Origin of the sequence: Staphylococcus sp. EG-SA-15 (assembly GCF_017151895.1) — a bacterium.
GTDB classification, from domain to species: domain Bacteria; phylum Bacillota; class Bacilli; order Staphylococcales; family Staphylococcaceae; genus Staphylococcus; species Staphylococcus aureus.
In genome coordinates this window covers 237,903-252,165 of record NZ_JACVZN010000001.1, presented here as the reverse complement: position 1 = coordinate 252,165, position 14,263 = coordinate 237,903, and the positions used below count along the sequence as shown (strand labels likewise).

The 14,263-nt window shown below is 31.5% G+C and carries 16 protein-coding genes; 9 read left to right on the top strand and 7 right to left on the bottom strand.

Translation table 11 applies throughout. The features are described from left to right. Positions 1–41 precede the first annotated feature (41 nt). Positions 42–143, top strand: a complete 102-nt coding sequence (locus IDG64_RS01245) for a hypothetical protein (protein ID WP_031835073.1) — start codon at positions 42–44, stop codon at positions 141–143. 77 nt (positions 144–220) lie between these two features. Here the strand turns inward: IDG64_RS01245 and IDG64_RS01240 are convergent, their stop codons facing one another. The 4 genes from IDG64_RS01240 to IDG64_RS01230 form a co-directional block, all read right to left on the bottom strand. Next, complete coding sequence (locus IDG64_RS01240) at positions 221–1,726, bottom strand: peptide MFS transporter (RefSeq protein WP_000193751.1); 1,506 nt, start codon at positions 1,724–1,726, stop codon at positions 221–223. Positions 1,727–1,791: 65 nt separating this feature from the next. Continuing rightward, positions 1,792–2,037, bottom strand: coding sequence for a hypothetical protein (locus IDG64_RS15110; RefSeq protein ID WP_001788366.1), 246 nt, complete (start codon positions 2,035–2,037; stop codon positions 1,792–1,794). Positions 2,038–2,066: 29 nt separating this feature from the next. Then, on the bottom strand, positions 2,067–2,567 hold the full coding sequence (gene queF / locus IDG64_RS01235; RefSeq protein WP_000930014.1) for a preQ(1) synthase: 501 nt from the start codon (positions 2,565–2,567) through the stop codon (positions 2,067–2,069). Positions 2,568–2,586: 19 nt separating this feature from the next. Continuing rightward, the gene (locus tag IDG64_RS01230) at positions 2,587–3,453 is read right to left on the bottom strand and encodes a DMT family transporter (RefSeq protein ID WP_001068497.1); all 867 of its coding nucleotides are present in this window, start codon (positions 3,451–3,453) and stop codon (positions 2,587–2,589) included. An 800-nt stretch (positions 3,454–4,253) separates the two neighbouring features. On the opposite strand from IDG64_RS01230, the gene nrdI reads away from it, so the two are divergent. The 8 genes from nrdI to IDG64_RS01190 all read left to right on the top strand — a co-directional run bounded on the left by nrdI (position 4,254) and on the right by IDG64_RS01190 (position 12,003). After that, complete coding sequence (gene nrdI, locus IDG64_RS01225; protein ID WP_000692521.1) at positions 4,254–4,652, top strand: class Ib ribonucleoside-diphosphate reductase assembly flavoprotein NrdI; 399 nt, start codon at positions 4,254–4,256, stop codon at positions 4,650–4,652. After that, positions 4,615–6,720, top strand: coding sequence for a class 1b ribonucleoside-diphosphate reductase subunit alpha (gene nrdE / locus IDG64_RS01220; protein ID WP_000855505.1), 2,106 nt, complete (start codon positions 4,615–4,617; stop codon positions 6,718–6,720). The genes nrdI and nrdE overlap by 38 nt, the downstream gene beginning before the upstream one ends. 117 nt (positions 6,721–6,837) lie before the next feature. Beyond that, positions 6,838–7,809, top strand: a complete 972-nt coding sequence (gene nrdF / locus IDG64_RS01215) for a class 1b ribonucleoside-diphosphate reductase subunit beta (protein WP_000562498.1) — start codon at positions 6,838–6,840, stop codon at positions 7,807–7,809. 180 nt (positions 7,810–7,989) lie between these two features. Continuing rightward, entirely contained in the window at positions 7,990–8,145 is a 156-nt protein-coding gene (locus tag IDG64_RS01210; protein ID WP_000499195.1) for a hypothetical protein, read from the top strand. Between the two features lie 38 nt (positions 8,146–8,183). After that, the gene (locus IDG64_RS01205) at positions 8,184–9,155 is read left to right on the top strand and encodes an ABC transporter permease (protein ID WP_000876319.1); all 972 of its coding nucleotides are present in this window, start codon (positions 8,184–8,186) and stop codon (positions 9,153–9,155) included. After that, the gene (locus IDG64_RS01200; protein WP_001245577.1) at positions 9,142–10,098 is read left to right on the top strand and encodes an iron chelate uptake ABC transporter family permease subunit; all 957 of its coding nucleotides are present in this window, start codon (positions 9,142–9,144) and stop codon (positions 10,096–10,098) included. The genes IDG64_RS01205 and IDG64_RS01200 overlap by 14 nt, the downstream gene beginning before the upstream one ends. Continuing rightward, on the top strand, positions 10,095–10,856 hold the full coding sequence (locus IDG64_RS01195) for an iron ABC transporter ATP-binding protein (RefSeq protein WP_000616840.1): 762 nt from the start codon (positions 10,095–10,097) through the stop codon (positions 10,854–10,856). The genes IDG64_RS01200 and IDG64_RS01195 overlap by 4 nt, the downstream gene beginning before the upstream one ends. A gap of 118 nt (positions 10,857–10,974) precedes the next feature. Continuing rightward, the gene (locus IDG64_RS01190; RefSeq protein WP_000754443.1) at positions 10,975–12,003 is read left to right on the top strand and encodes a ferrated catecholamine ABC transporter substrate-binding lipoprotein SstD; all 1,029 of its coding nucleotides are present in this window, start codon (positions 10,975–10,977) and stop codon (positions 12,001–12,003) included. A 316-nt stretch (positions 12,004–12,319) separates the two neighbouring features. Here the strand turns inward: IDG64_RS01190 and IDG64_RS01185 are convergent, their stop codons facing one another. From IDG64_RS01185 to IDG64_RS01175, 3 genes are all read right to left on the bottom strand, one after another. Beyond that, positions 12,320–12,634, bottom strand: a complete 315-nt coding sequence (locus tag IDG64_RS01185) for a CHY zinc finger protein (RefSeq protein ID WP_001127269.1) — start codon at positions 12,632–12,634, stop codon at positions 12,320–12,322. A gap of 17 nt (positions 12,635–12,651) precedes the next feature. Then, positions 12,652–13,575, bottom strand: coding sequence for a UDP-N-acetylmuramate dehydrogenase (gene murB, locus IDG64_RS01180; protein ID WP_000608440.1), 924 nt, complete (start codon positions 13,573–13,575; stop codon positions 12,652–12,654). Between the two features lie 126 nt (positions 13,576–13,701). Beyond that, complete coding sequence (locus IDG64_RS01175; RefSeq protein WP_000287200.1) at positions 13,702–14,220, bottom strand: GrpB family protein; 519 nt, start codon at positions 14,218–14,220, stop codon at positions 13,702–13,704. Positions 14,221–14,263 lie beyond the last annotated feature (43 nt).

The window sequence follows — 14,263 nt, the reverse complement described above, 5'->3', positions numbered from 1 at the left end:
TTTAATTGTTAATACCAAAAATATGTTTTTAAATAGAGAAAATGGTAATAACTGACATTGATGTCTATAGAGTGGGACGAGAAAAAATAGTTATAGCTGTCTATAACGAGCATATTAAGCTTTTATTTATACTGATATCTTGAATTTAATTAATAGAAACCTATAAAAAAACAGTAAGCCATTTAAATGACTTACTGTTTTTTGAATTAGGCCAACAATATTAACGTATACCTTTCATCGCTTTGATGATTAAAGGTGAGAATGCTAATACAATTGTTGTAACAATAATTGCAACAACACCTAGGAAAATAAAGTAATTTGTTTGACCTAGTGGTTCTATTAACTTAACTAAAGTACCATTGATTGCTTGTGCAGAAGCGTTAGTTAAGTACCAAATACTCATCATTTGGGCATTAAATGCTTTAGGTGCTAACTTAACAGCAGCACTATTACCCGTTGGTGATAAGCATAGCTCACCGATAACACAAATAATGTACGATAAAATAACCCAGTTAACTGAGAAGTTTGATGAACCTGATGCATAACCTACAATACCAATTAGTATGTATGACGCACCTGCTAAGAACGTACCAATTGCAAATTTTACTGGCAGGCTAGGTTGTTTAGTTCCAAGCTTTTGCCATAAAAGTGAAATAATTGGAGCTAGTAATAAAATAAATAATGGGTTAATTGATTGGAAGATCGCTTCACCAAAGTTTGTTTTCCAACCAAATAAGTTTAATTTCATATCTGAATGTTCAATTCCATATATGTTTAATACATTAGACCCTTGTTCTTGAATAGCCCAGAACACCATTCCAAGAATAAATAATGGAATAAATGCTTTAACACGAGAACGTTCAGTATCAGTGACATCTTTACTTCTAATAATTAAAGTGAAGTAAATGATTGGTAATGCAATACCTAATACTAAAACAGTATTACTAACTAAGTTAAATGATAATGAATTAGTTAATGCACCAATAACGATAATTAATACAATTGCTAAAACAACACTTCCGATAATAAGACCATACTTTTTCTTTTCAGCTGGTGTCAATGGGTTAGTAGGTTTCATACCAACGCTACCTAAGTTTTTGCGGTTGAAAAGTACATACCATACTAAACCTAATGCCATACCAACTGCTGCAATCAAGAATCCGCCGTGGAAGTTTTTAACATTAACAAAGTGTTGCAAAATAATAGGTGATAATAATGCACCCATATTAACTGACATATAGAAAATAACAAAACCTGCATCCATACGTCTATCATTTTCAGGATATAAACGGCCAACGATATTTGAAATGTTTGGCTTCATTAAACCTGAACCAATAATGATGAAGAACATTGATGTGAATAAGCCGATTAATGCAAATGGTAAGCTTAAACAAATATGTCCGATAATAATAAAGACTGCACCTAATAAAGTAGCGCCTCTAGTACCTGTAATTCTGTCAGCAATCCATCCGCCTGGTATTGATGTCATATAGATTAATGAACCATAAACTGACATAATTGACATAGCTGTTGTTTTATCAATTCCAAGGCCATTATCTGTTACGGCAAAGTACATGTAGAAAATGAGTAGGGCACGCATGCCATAATAACTAAACCTTTCCCAGAACTCTACAAAGAAGAGTACGCCTAGTCCTCGAGGATGCCCGAAAAATCCTGTTTGAGGTATGTCTTGAATTTGATTTCCATGGGAGTTTTGTTGTGTCATGTATACATCCCATCCTTTCTTCCCCTAATACAATAGTTTAAGTAAATTTGATTGTGCCTTATCAACTAAATATTCCAACAAATCACAAAAAAATAAAAATATTGAGAATATTCTGTTATTAAGCGCGCACAATTAATTAGAGATAATATAAAAATATACTTATTGACGTTAAAGTGCAATAGGTTTCTATAAAAATGTTGTTTAATTCGTGTACTAATATTCTTTTGGTGTACTTTGGTATAAAATGTTATTTTAATGTAACCTATTATGTATGCTAAATGAAAAACACACCAATAAGTTAGGAAAATCAACTTATTGGTGTGTTTATTAAATGATACATTTAACGATTATCTATTTTTTCGGGATATAAATCATGATTCATCAAACGATGCTCAGCCATTTTTTCATATTTAGAATTTGGACGTCCATAGTTTGTATAAGGATCAATAGAAATTCCACCACGTGGTGTGAACTTGCCCCAGACTTCAATATAATGTGGGTCCATAAGCTCTATCAAATCATTCATAATAATATTCATACAATCTTCGTGAAAATCACCGTGATTTCTGAAACTAAATAAGTATAATTTCAAAGATTTTGATTCAACCATTTTAACATTTGGAATATATGAAATATAGATAGTTGCAAAATCTGGTTGCCCAGTAATTGGACATAATGATGTAAATTCTGGACAGTTGAATTTTACGAAATAGTCACGACCTTGATGCTTATTATCAAACGATTCTAATACATCAGGACGATAGTCAAAATTGTAAGTATTGTCTTGATTTCCTAATAAAGTTATATCTTGTAATTCATCTTGTTGACGGCCATGTGCCATATAAAGCGCTCCTTTAAATTTATTTTTTTATTATTTTGGCGTCTCGGCGTGCTTTTTCAAACATGTAATAACTTGCACCGATAATAACGACGTAACCTAATGTTGCATAGAAATCTGGAGATTCTCCGAATAGAATAAATCCAAGTATTGCTGTGAAAATTATAGATGCATACGTGAAAATAGAAATATCTTTTGCTGCTGCAAAACTATATGCTAATGTAACACCAATTTGACCCACAGCGGCAGCTAAGCCAGCCCCTAATAGATAAAGTATTTGCATCTGACTCATTGGTTCATAGGTATATGCAGTGAAAGGTATTAAAACGATGACAGAAAATAAGGAGAAGTAAAATACTATAGTATATGGTGCTTCTCTTGTACTAAGTGCTCGAACACATGTATATGCTGATGCTGCAAAAATACCTGAGAATAAGCCAGCTAATGATGGAATCATAGATGATGAAAATTCAGGTTTCACTATTAAAAGCATACCTAAAATAGCAATTATCATTGCTGTAATTTGATACTTCCTTACCTTTTCATGTAAGAAAACAATGCTTAATAAAATCGTCCAGAAAGGATTGAGTTTCATTAATGAATCGGCATCACTAAGTACCATATGATCAATGGCATAAATATTTAACAATACACCAATAAGTCCAAGTGTTGATCGTGTTATTAATAAGGGTTGACTTGAAAGTCTGCCAAACATTGGCTGATGGTATTTATATATAAAAAATAATGGAATAAACATTGCTACTAAGTTTCGTGCTAATGATTTTTGAAAAACAGGAAGGTCACCTGCAAGTCTGAAAAACACTGACATAAAACTGAAACCAATAGCCGAAATTAAAATGGCAATGATACCTTTTACTTTAGGATTCAATTTTATCGCCTCTTTTATATAAAATTAACGTATTTATATTAGCATAAAACAACATGTTGTGCATAAATAGTTGAAATTTACTATAAAAAGACTATAATAGACTGTACCGAACAAATGTTCTGTGTTTATTTGTCGGAATAATAGGGCATTACACTTTTATGAATGTTTGTGTTATTACATAAAACAAATATCAATTCAGTATCAAGCTAATAAGCTTTTTCTTGATTTCTGTTGATACAATTGAGATTGACACAGATTTAAAAAAATCAAGTGATATCTACTAAAAAATTTTTTTAAATTTGTTCAAGTTTTTCTAATTTAGTATTGGTGCCTAGTTGGAACGTTTTACGAACATTCGATTAGAAAATGGCACTTTAAATCATAGTGTGTCTTATGTATAATGAAACACATAATATAGTGTTGGTGAAACGAAAAAGACACAATATCTTGTGTTTTGTATGCAAATGCTTTATTTATGAAGAAATTACATTTAAAAGTAATTTAACACAGAAATTTAATAGTTATTATCAATTAATAGTCATATTTTTAGAAAATGTACTGAGCAAATGGAAGATATCCAATGATGTAAACACTACATATAGTGATTTTTATACATTCAACCCATATAAGCTACTATTTTCTCAAATATAAATCTATGCAATTGGTTTACATTTGAGAAAATAAGTAGCTTCATTATAGTTAATACAATGCTGAGATAACCATAGTAACCATGTTGTTAAAGCATTTTTTAATTGGAATGACTACTTTATTTAAAAGGGTTGAAGAAAGAAGGTGATCCAATGAAAATAATATATTTTTCATTTACTGGAAATGTCCGTCGTTTTATTAAGAGAACAGAACTTGAAAATACGCTTGAGATTACAGCAGAAAATTGTATGGAACCAGTTCATGAACCGTTTATTATCGTTACTGGCACTATTGGATTTGGAGAAGTACCAGAACCCGTTCAATCTTTTTTAGAAGTTAATCATCAATACATCAGAGGTGTGGCAGCTAGCGGTAATCGAAATTGGGGACTAAATTTCGCAAAAGCGGGTCGCACGATATCAGAAGAGTATAATGTCCCTTTATTAATGAAGTTTGAGTTACATGGAAAAAACAAAGACGTTATTGAATTTAAGAACAAGGTGGGTAATTTTAATGAAAACCATGGAAGAGAAAAAGTACAATCATATTGAATTAAATAATGAGGTCACTAAACGAAGAGAAGATGGATTCTTTAGTTTAGAAAAAGACCAAGAAGCTTTAGTAGCTTATTTAGAAGAAGTAAAAGACAAAACAATCTTCTTCGATACTGAAATCGAGCGTTTACGTTATTTAGTAGACAACGATTTTTATTTCAATGTGTTTGATATTTATAGTGAAGCGGATCTAATTGAAATCACTGATTATGCAAAATCAATCCCGTTTAATTTTGCAAGTTATATGTCAGCTAGTAAATTTTTCAAAGATTACGCTTTGAAAACAAATGATAAAAGTCAATACTTAGAAGACTATAATCAACACGTTGCCATTGTTGCTTTATACCTAGCAAATGGTAATAAAGCACAAGCTAAACAATTTATTTCTGCTATGGTTGAACAAAGATATCAACCAGCGACACCAACATTTTTAAACGCAGGCCGTGCGCGTCGTGGTGAGCTAGTGTCATGTTTCTTATTAGAAGTGGATGACAGCTTAAATTCAATTAACTTTATTGATTCAACTGCAAAACAATTAAGTAAAATTGGGGGCGGCGTTGCAATTAACTTATCTAAATTGCGTGCACGTGGTGAAGCAATTAAAGGAATTAAAGGCGTAGCGAAAGGCGTTTTACCTATTGCTAAGTCACTTGAAGGTGGCTTTAGCTATGCAGATCAACTTGGTCAACGCCCTGGTGCTGGTGCTGTGTACTTAAATATCTTCCATTATGATGTAGAAGAATTTTTAGATACTAAAAAAGTAAATGCGGATGAAGATTTACGTTTATCTACAATATCAACTGGTTTAATTGTTCCATCTAAATTCTTCGATTTAGCTAAAGAAGGTAAGGACTTTTATATGTTTGCACCTCATACAGTTAAAGAAGAATATGGTGTGACATTAGACGATATCGATTTAGAAAAATATTATGATGACATGGTTGCAAACCCAAATGTTGAGAAAAAGAAAAAGAATGCGCGTGAAATGTTGAATTTAATTGCGCAAACACAATTACAATCAGGTTATCCATATTTAATGTTTAAAGATAATGCTAACAGAGTGCATCCGAATTCAAACATTGGACAAATTAAAATGAGTAACTTATGTACGGAAATTTTCCAACTACAAGAAACTTCAATTATTAATGACTATGGTATTGAAGACGAAATTAAACGTGATATTTCTTGTAACTTGGGCTCATTAAATATTGTTAATGTAATGGAAAGCGGAAAATTCAGAGATTCAGTTCACTCTGGTATGGACGCATTAACTGTTGTGAGTGATGTAGCAAATATTCAAAATGCACCAGGAGTTAGAAAAGCTAACAGTGAATTACATTCAGTTGGTCTTGGTGTGATGAATTTACACGGTTACCTAGCAAAAAATAAAATTGGTTATGAGTCAGAAGAAGCAAAAGATTTTGCAAATATCTTCTTTATGATGATGAATTTCTACTCAATCGAACGTTCAATGGAAATCGCTAAAGAGCGTGGTATCAAATATCAAGACTTTGAAAAGTCTGATTATGCTAATGGCAAATATTTCGAGTTCTATACAACTCAAGAATTTGAACCTCAATTCGAAAAAGTACGTGAATTATTCGATGGTATGGCTATTCCTACTTCTGAGGATTGGAAGAAACTACAACAAGATGTTGAACAATATGGTTTATATCATGCATATAGATTAGCAATTGCTCCAACACAAAGTATTTCTTATGTTCAAAATGCAACAAGTTCTGTAATGCCAATCGTTGACCAAATTGAACGTCGTACTTATGGTAATGCGGAAACATTTTACCCTATGCCATTCTTATCACCACAAACAATGTGGTACTACAAATCAGCATTCAATACTGATCAGATGAAATTAATCGATTTAATTGCGACAATTCAAACGCATATTGACCAAGGTATCTCAACGATCCTTTATGTTAATTCTGAAATTTCTACACGTGAGTTAGCAAGATTATATGTATATGCGCACTATAAAGGATTAAAATCACTTTACTATACTAGAAATAAATTATTAAGTGTAGAAGAATGTACAAGTTGTTCTATCTAACAATTAAATGTTGAAAATGACAAACAGCTAATCATCTGGTCTGAATTAGCAGATGATTAGACTGCTATGTCTGTATTTGTCAATTATTGAGTAACATTACAGGAGGAAATTATATTCATGATAGCTGTTAATTGGAACACACAAGAAGATATGACGAATATGTTTTGGAGACAAAATATATCTCAAATGTGGGTTGAAACAGAATTTAAAGTATCAAAAGACATTGCAAGTTGGAAGACTTTATCTGAAGCTGAACAAGACACATTTAAAAAAGCATTAGCTGGTTTAACAGGCTTAGATACACATCAAGCAGATGATGGCATGCCTTTAGTTATGCTACATACGACTGACTTAAGGAAAAAAGCAGTTTATTCATTTATGGCGATGATGGAGCAAATACACGCGAAAAGCTATTCACATATTTTCACAACACTATTACCATCTAGTGAAACAAACTACCTATTAGATGAATGGGTTTTAGAGGAACCCCATTTAAAATATAAATCTGATAAAATTGTTGCTAATTATCACAAACTTTGGGGTAAAGAAGCTTCGATATACGACCAATATATGGCCAGAGTTACGAGTGTATTTTTAGAAACATTCTTATTCTTCTCAGGTTTCTATTATCCACTATATCTTGCTGGTCAAGGGAAAATGACGACATCAGGTGAAATCATTCGTAAAATTCTTTTAGATGAATCTATTCATGGTGTATTTACCGGTTTAGATGCACAGCATTTACGAAATGAACTATCTGAAAGTGAGAAACAAAAAGCAGATCAAGAAATGTATAAATTGCTAAATGACTTGTATTTAAATGAAGAGTCATACACAAAAATGTTATACGATGATCTTGGAATCACTGAAGATGTGCTAAACTATGTTAAATATAATGGAAACAAAGCACTTTCAAACTTAGGCTTTGAACCTTATTTTGAGGAACGTGAATTTAACCCAATCATTGAGAATGCCTTAGATACAACAACTAAAAACCATGACTTCTTCTCAGTAAAAGGTGATGGTTATGTATTAGCATTAAACGTAGAAGCATTACAAGATGATGACTTTGTATTTGACAACAAATAACAATTAAATTAAAAGACCTTCACATGTAAAGGGAAATAGCGATTCGTTTCGTCTTGCCTCCTACATGTTGAAGGTCTTTTCTCTATGCTTAAAAGCGTATGCATATTTTGAAAAAGTAAAAATTGTATTTAATGATGTCAATGAGGCTAGAAAGTATACAAGATATTGCATTACAAAAGGGTGTTCTATTTTACTTTAAGCAAACAAAATACACATTCCGAAAAATTAAATTTCAGTTTAATTGCAAATATCAATAAAATTGACACTAAATTATTTGAAAGGCTATTGAAATTATGGTCAAAAAACGCTACTATTAATGAGAAATATTATCAATGATAATGATTATCATTAATTTAAAGGGAGAAAAATTTGTAATGAAGTATTTATTAAAGGGAAATATTTTGCTTCTATTACTAATATTGTTGACAATTATTTCGTTGTTCATAGGTGTGAGTGAACTATCAATTAAAGATTTACTACATTTAACTGAGTCACAGCGGAATATTTTATTCTCAAGCCGAATACCAAGGACGATGAGTATTTTAATTGCTGGAAGTTCGTTGGCTTTAGCAGGCTTGATAATGCAACAAATGATGCAAAATAAGTTTGTTAGTCCGACTACAGCTGGAACGATGGAATGGGCTAAACTAGGTATTTTAATTGCTTTATTGTTCTTTCCAACCGGTCATATTTTATTAAAACTAGTATTTGCTGTTATTTGCAGTATTTGCGGTACGTTTTTATTTGTTAAAATCATTGATTTTATAAAAGTGAAAGATGTCATTTTTGTACCGCTTCTAGGAATTATGATGGGTGGGATTGTTGCAAGTTTCACAACCTTCATCTCATTGCGCACGAATGCTGTTCAAAGCATTGGTAACTGGCTTAACGGGAACTTTGCCATTATCACAAGTGGACGCTATGAAATTTTATATTTAAGTATTCCTCTTTTAGCATTGACATATCTTTTTGTTAATCATTTCACGATTGTAGGAATGGGTAAAGACTTTACTAATAATTTAGGTTTGAGTTACGAAAAATTAATTAACATCGCATTGTTTATTACTGCAACTATTACAGCATTGGTAGTGGTGACTGTTGGAACATTACCGTTCTTAGGACTAGTAATACCAAATATTATTTCAATTTATCGAGGTGATCATTTGAAAAATGCTATCCCTCATACGATGATGTTAGGTGCCATCTTTGTATTATTTTCTGATATAGTTGGCAGAATTGTTGTTTATCCATATGAAATAAATATTGGTTTAACAATAGGTGTATTTGGAACAATCATTTTCCTTATCTTGCTTATGAAAGGTAGGAAAAATTATGCGCAACAATAATAAAAAAATAATGCTTTTAATTGCAGTAACGTTATTAATTAGTATGCTGTACTTATTTGTAGGTATTGATTTTGAAATATTTGAATATCAATTTTCAAGTCGTTTAAGAAAGTTCATATTAATTATTTTAGTAGGTGCTGCCATTGCAACTTCAGTGGTGATTTTTCAAGCGATTACAAATAACCGTCTATTGACACCATCAATAATGGGGTTAGATGCAGTTTATTTATTTATCAAAGTATTGCCAGTCTTTTTATTTGGAATTCAATCGGTATGGGTTACTAATGTATATTTGAACTTTATATTAACACTTATAACGATGGTGTTATTCGCACTAATCCTATTCCAAGGTATCTTTAAAATTGGACATTTTTCAATTTATTTTATCTTACTTATTGGTGTCCTTTTAGGAACATTTTTTAGAAGCATAACAGGTTTTATTCAACTGATTATGGATCCTGAGTCATTTTTAGCAATACAAAGTAGTATGTTTGCTAATTTTAATGCTTCTAATTCGAATTTAGTTACTTTCTCAGCAGTGCTATTAGTAATCTTATTAGTCATTACAATTTTACTATTGCCTTATTTAGATGTATTGCTTTTAGGTCGTGCTGAAGCAATTAATCTTGGGATATCGTATGAAAAATTAACGCGAATTCTACTTGTAATAGTCTCAGTTTTAGTTTCTGTGTCAACTGCATTAGTAGGACCAATTACATTTTTAGGTTTATTAACTGTAAATCTAGCGCATGAACTAATGAAGACGTATGAACATAAGTATATTTTAATTGCGACAATTTGCTTGAGTTGGATTAGTTTATTTAGTGCGCAATGGGTAGTTGAAAATGTGTTTGAAGCTACGACAGAAATGAGTATACTTATTGATTTGATTGGTGGAAGTTATTTCATTTATCTATTAGTTAGAAGGAGAAATGCGCAATGATTCAAGTTGAAAATTTAACTAAAACTATAAATAATCAAATGATATTGGAAGATATTAGCATAGATATCGAAAAAGGTAAATTGACTTCTTTAATTGGACCTAATGGTGCGGGTAAGAGTACTTTACTTTCAGCGATATGTAGGTTAATTCGTTTTGATAACGGTGAAGTGAAAATAGATGGACAGCTCATGTCTGATTATAAAAATAATGACTTGTCGAAAAAAATATCTATATTAAAACAAACAAACCATACTGAAATGAATATTACGGTAGAGCAGTTGGTAAACTTTGGACGATTCCCTTATTCTAAAGGTCGTTTGACGAAAGAGGATCATGATATTGTCAATGATGCGCTAGATTTGTTGCAACTACAAGATATCAGAAATCGTAATATTAAGTCATTATCTGGTGGACAACGTCAGCGTGCATACATTGCAATGACAATAGCACAAGATACTGAATATATTTTGCTAGATGAACCATTAAATAATTTAGATATGAAGCATGCTGTTCAAATTATGCAAACGTTAAAAATGTTAGCGCATAAAATGAATAAAGCGATTGTCATTGTGTTACATGATATTAACTTTGCGTCCTGTTATTCAGATCAGATTGTAGCATTGAAAAACGGACAACTAGTTAAGTCAGATTTGAAAGATAATGTCATTCAAAGTAGTGTTTTAAGTGATTTATATGACATGAATATTCAAATTGAACATATAAGAAATCAAAGGATTTGTTTATATTTTAAGGATTGATAATTTGGAGACACTTTAAAGGGGTGATGCGCCAATTAAAGAAGGGTTAAACGTAAAGCATTTATTTATATTTCACATCAAGCACACAGATTAAGCCAAAAGAGGAGAATATTATATTATGAAGAAAACAGTCTTATATTTAGTATTAGCAGTAATGTTTTTATTAGCGGCATGCGGTAACAATTCTGATAAAGAACAATCAAAATCAGAAACTAAAGGTTCTAAAGATACAGTGAAAATTGAAAATAACTATAAAATGCGTGGCGAGAAAAAAGATGGTAGTGACGCTAAAAAAGTTAAAGAAACTGTTGAAGTACCAAAAAATCCTAAAAATGCAGTTGTGTTAGACTATGGCGCATTAGATGTAATGAAAGAAATGGGCTTATCAGATAAAGTAAAAGCATTACCTAAAGGGGAAGGCGGTAAGTCATTACCGAATTTCTTAGAATCATTTAAAGATGATAAATATACAAACGTTGGTAATTTAAAAGAAGTGAATTTTGATAAAATTGCTGCGACGAAACCCGAAGTAATCTTTATCTCTGGACGTACAGCTAATCAAAAGAATTTAGATGAATTCAAAAAAGCTGCACCTAAAGCGAAAATTGTTTATGTTGGTGCAGATGAAAAGAACTTAATTGGTTCAATGAAACAAAACACTGAAAATATCGGTAAAATTTACGATAAAGAAGATAAAGCTAAAGAATTAAATAAAGATTTAGATAACAAAATTGCTTCAATGAAAGATAAAACGAAAAACTTCAATAAAACTGTTATGTATTTACTAGTTAACGAAGGTGAATTATCAACATTTGGACCTAAAGGTCGTTTTGGTGGATTAGTTTACGATACATTAGGATTCAATGCAGTTGATAAAAAAGTAAGTAATAGCAATCATGGACAAAATGTTTCTAACGAATATGTTAATAAAGAAAATCCAGATGTTATTTTAGCGATGGATAGAGGTCAAGCGATAAGTGGTAAATCAACTGCGAAACAAGCATTAAATAATCCTGTATTAAAAAATGTTAAAGCAATTAAAGAAGACAAAGTATATAATTTAGATCCTAAATTATGGTACTTTGCTGCTGGATCAACTACAACTACAATTAAACAAATTGAGGAACTTGATAAAGTTGTAAAATAATTTTAAAAGAGGGGAACAATGGTTAAAGGTCTTAATCATTGCTCCCCTCTTTTCTTTAAAAAAGGAAATCTGGGACGTCAATCAATGTCCTAGACTCTAAAATGTTCTGTTGTCAGTCGTTGGTTGAATGAACATGTACTTGTAACAAGTTCATTTCAATACCAGTGGGCTCCAAACATAGAGAAATTTGATTTTCAATTTCTACTGACAATGCAAGTTGGCGGGGCCCAAACATAGAGAATTTCAAAAAGGAATTCTACAGAAGTGGTGCTTTATCATGTCTGACCCACTCCCTATAATGTTTTGACTATGTTGTTTAAATTTCAAAATAAATATGATAGTGATATTTACAGCGATTGTTAAACCGAGATTGGCAATTTGGACAACGCTCTACCATCATATATTCATTGATTGTTAATTCGTGTTTGCATACACCGCATAAGATTGCTTTTTCGTTAAATGAAGGCTCAGACCAACGCTTAATGGCGTGCTTTTCAAACTCATTATGGCACTTATAGCATGGATAGTATTTATTACAACATTTAAATTTAATAGCAATAATATCTTCTTCGGTAAAATAATGGCGACAGCGTGTTTCAGTATCGATTAATGAACCATAAACTTTAGGCATAGACAAAGCTCCTTAACTTACGATTCCTTTGGATGTTCACCAATAATGCGAACTTCACGATTTAATTCAATGCCAAATTTTTCTTTGACGGTCTTTTGTACATAATGAATAAGGTTTTCATAATCTGTAGCAGTTCCATTGTCTACATTTACCATAAAACCAGCGTGTTTAGTTGAAACTTCAACGCCGCCAATACGGTGACCTTGCAAATTAGAATCTTGTATCAATTTACCTGCAAAATGACCAGGCGGTCTTTGGAATACACTACCACATGAAGGATACTCTAAAGGTTGTTTAGATTCTCTACGTTCTGTTAAATCATCCATTTTAGCTTGTATTTCAGTCATTTTACCAGGAGCTAAAGTAAATGCAGCTTCTAATACAACTAAGTGTTCTTTTTGAATAATGCTATTACGATAATCTAACTCTAATTCTTTTGTTGTAAGTTTAATTAACGAGCCTTGTTCGTTTACGCAAAGCGCATAGTCTATACAATCTTTAACTTCGCCACCATAAGCGCCAGCATTCATATACACTGCACCACCGATTGAACCTGGAATACCACATGCAAATTCAAGGCCAGTAAGTGCGTAATCACGAGCAACACGTGAGACATCAATAATTGCAGCGCCGCTACCGGCTATTATCGCATCATCAGATACTTCGATATGATCTAGTGATAATAAACTAATTACAATGCCACGAATACCACCTTCACGGATAATAATATTTGAGCCATTTCCTAAATATGTAACAGGAATCTCATTTTGATAGGCATATTTAACAACTGCTTGTACTTCTTCATTTTTAGTAGGGGTAATATAAAAGTCGGCATTACCACCTGTTTTAGTATAAGTGTATCGTTTTAAAGGTTCATCAACTTTAATTTTTTCATTTGGGATAAGTTGTTGTAAAGCTTGATAGATGTCTTTATTTATCACTTCTCAGTACATCCTTTCTCATGTCTTTAATATCATATAGTATTATACCAATTTTAAAATTCATTTGCGAAAATTGAAAAGAAAGTATTAGAATTAGTATAATTATAAAATACGGAATTATTGTCGTTATAAGTATTTTTTACATAGTTTTTCAAAGTATTGTTGCTTTTGCATCTCATATTGTCTAATTGTTAAGCTATGTTGCAATATTTGGTGCTTTTTTGTATGGAATTGCAAAGCAATATCATCATTAGTTGATAAGAGGTAATCAAGTGCAAGATAAGATTCAAATGTTTGGGTATTCATTTGAATGATATGTAGACGCACCTGTTGTTTTAGTTCATGAAAATTGTTAAACTTCGCCATCATAACTTTCTTATTATATTTATGATGCAAGCGATAAAACCCTACATAATTTAAGCGTTTTTCATCTAAGGATGTAATATCATGCAAATTTTCTACACCTACTAAAATATCTAAAATTGGCTCTGTTGAATATTTAAAATGATGCGTACCGCCAATATGTTTTGTATATTTTACTGGGCTGTCTAAGAGGTTGAATAATAATGATTCAATTTCAGTGTATTGTGATTGAAAACAATTAGTTAAATCACTATTAATGAATGGTTGAACATTTGAATACATGATAAACTCCTTTGATATTGAAATTTAATTTAATCACGATAAA

What these genes read in the sequence shown, in the direction of transcription:
- IDG64_RS01245 (WP_031835073.1), top strand. Translation starts at nt 42, where the DNA reads ATGGTAATAACTGACATTGATGTCTATAGAGTGGGACGAGAAAAAATA.
- IDG64_RS01240 (WP_000193751.1), bottom strand. Translation starts at nt 1,726, where the DNA reads ATGACACAACAAAACTCCCATGGAAATCAAATTCAAGACATACCTCAA.
- queF (WP_000930014.1), bottom strand. Translation starts at nt 2,567, where the DNA reads ATGGCACATGGCCGTCAACAAGATGAATTACAAGATATAACTTTATTA.
- nrdI (WP_000692521.1), top strand. Translation starts at nt 4,254, where the DNA reads ATGAAAATAATATATTTTTCATTTACTGGAAATGTCCGTCGTTTTATT.
- nrdE (WP_000855505.1), top strand. Translation starts at nt 4,615, where the DNA reads ATGAAAACCATGGAAGAGAAAAAGTACAATCATATTGAATTAAATAAT.
- nrdF (WP_000562498.1), top strand. Translation starts at nt 6,838, where the DNA reads ATGATAGCTGTTAATTGGAACACACAAGAAGATATGACGAATATGTTT.
- IDG64_RS01205 (WP_000876319.1), top strand. Translation starts at nt 8,184, where the DNA reads ATGAAGTATTTATTAAAGGGAAATATTTTGCTTCTATTACTAATATTG.
- IDG64_RS01200 (WP_001245577.1), top strand. Translation starts at nt 9,142, where the DNA reads ATGCGCAACAATAATAAAAAAATAATGCTTTTAATTGCAGTAACGTTA.
- IDG64_RS01195 (WP_000616840.1), top strand. Translation starts at nt 10,095, where the DNA reads ATGATTCAAGTTGAAAATTTAACTAAAACTATAAATAATCAAATGATA.
- IDG64_RS01190 (WP_000754443.1), top strand. Translation starts at nt 10,975, where the DNA reads ATGAAGAAAACAGTCTTATATTTAGTATTAGCAGTAATGTTTTTATTA.
- IDG64_RS01185 (WP_001127269.1), bottom strand. Translation starts at nt 12,634, where the DNA reads ATGCCTAAAGTTTATGGTTCATTAATCGATACTGAAACACGCTGTCGC.
- IDG64_RS01175 (WP_000287200.1), bottom strand. Translation starts at nt 14,220, where the DNA reads ATGTATTCAAATGTTCAACCATTCATTAATAGTGATTTAACTAATTGT.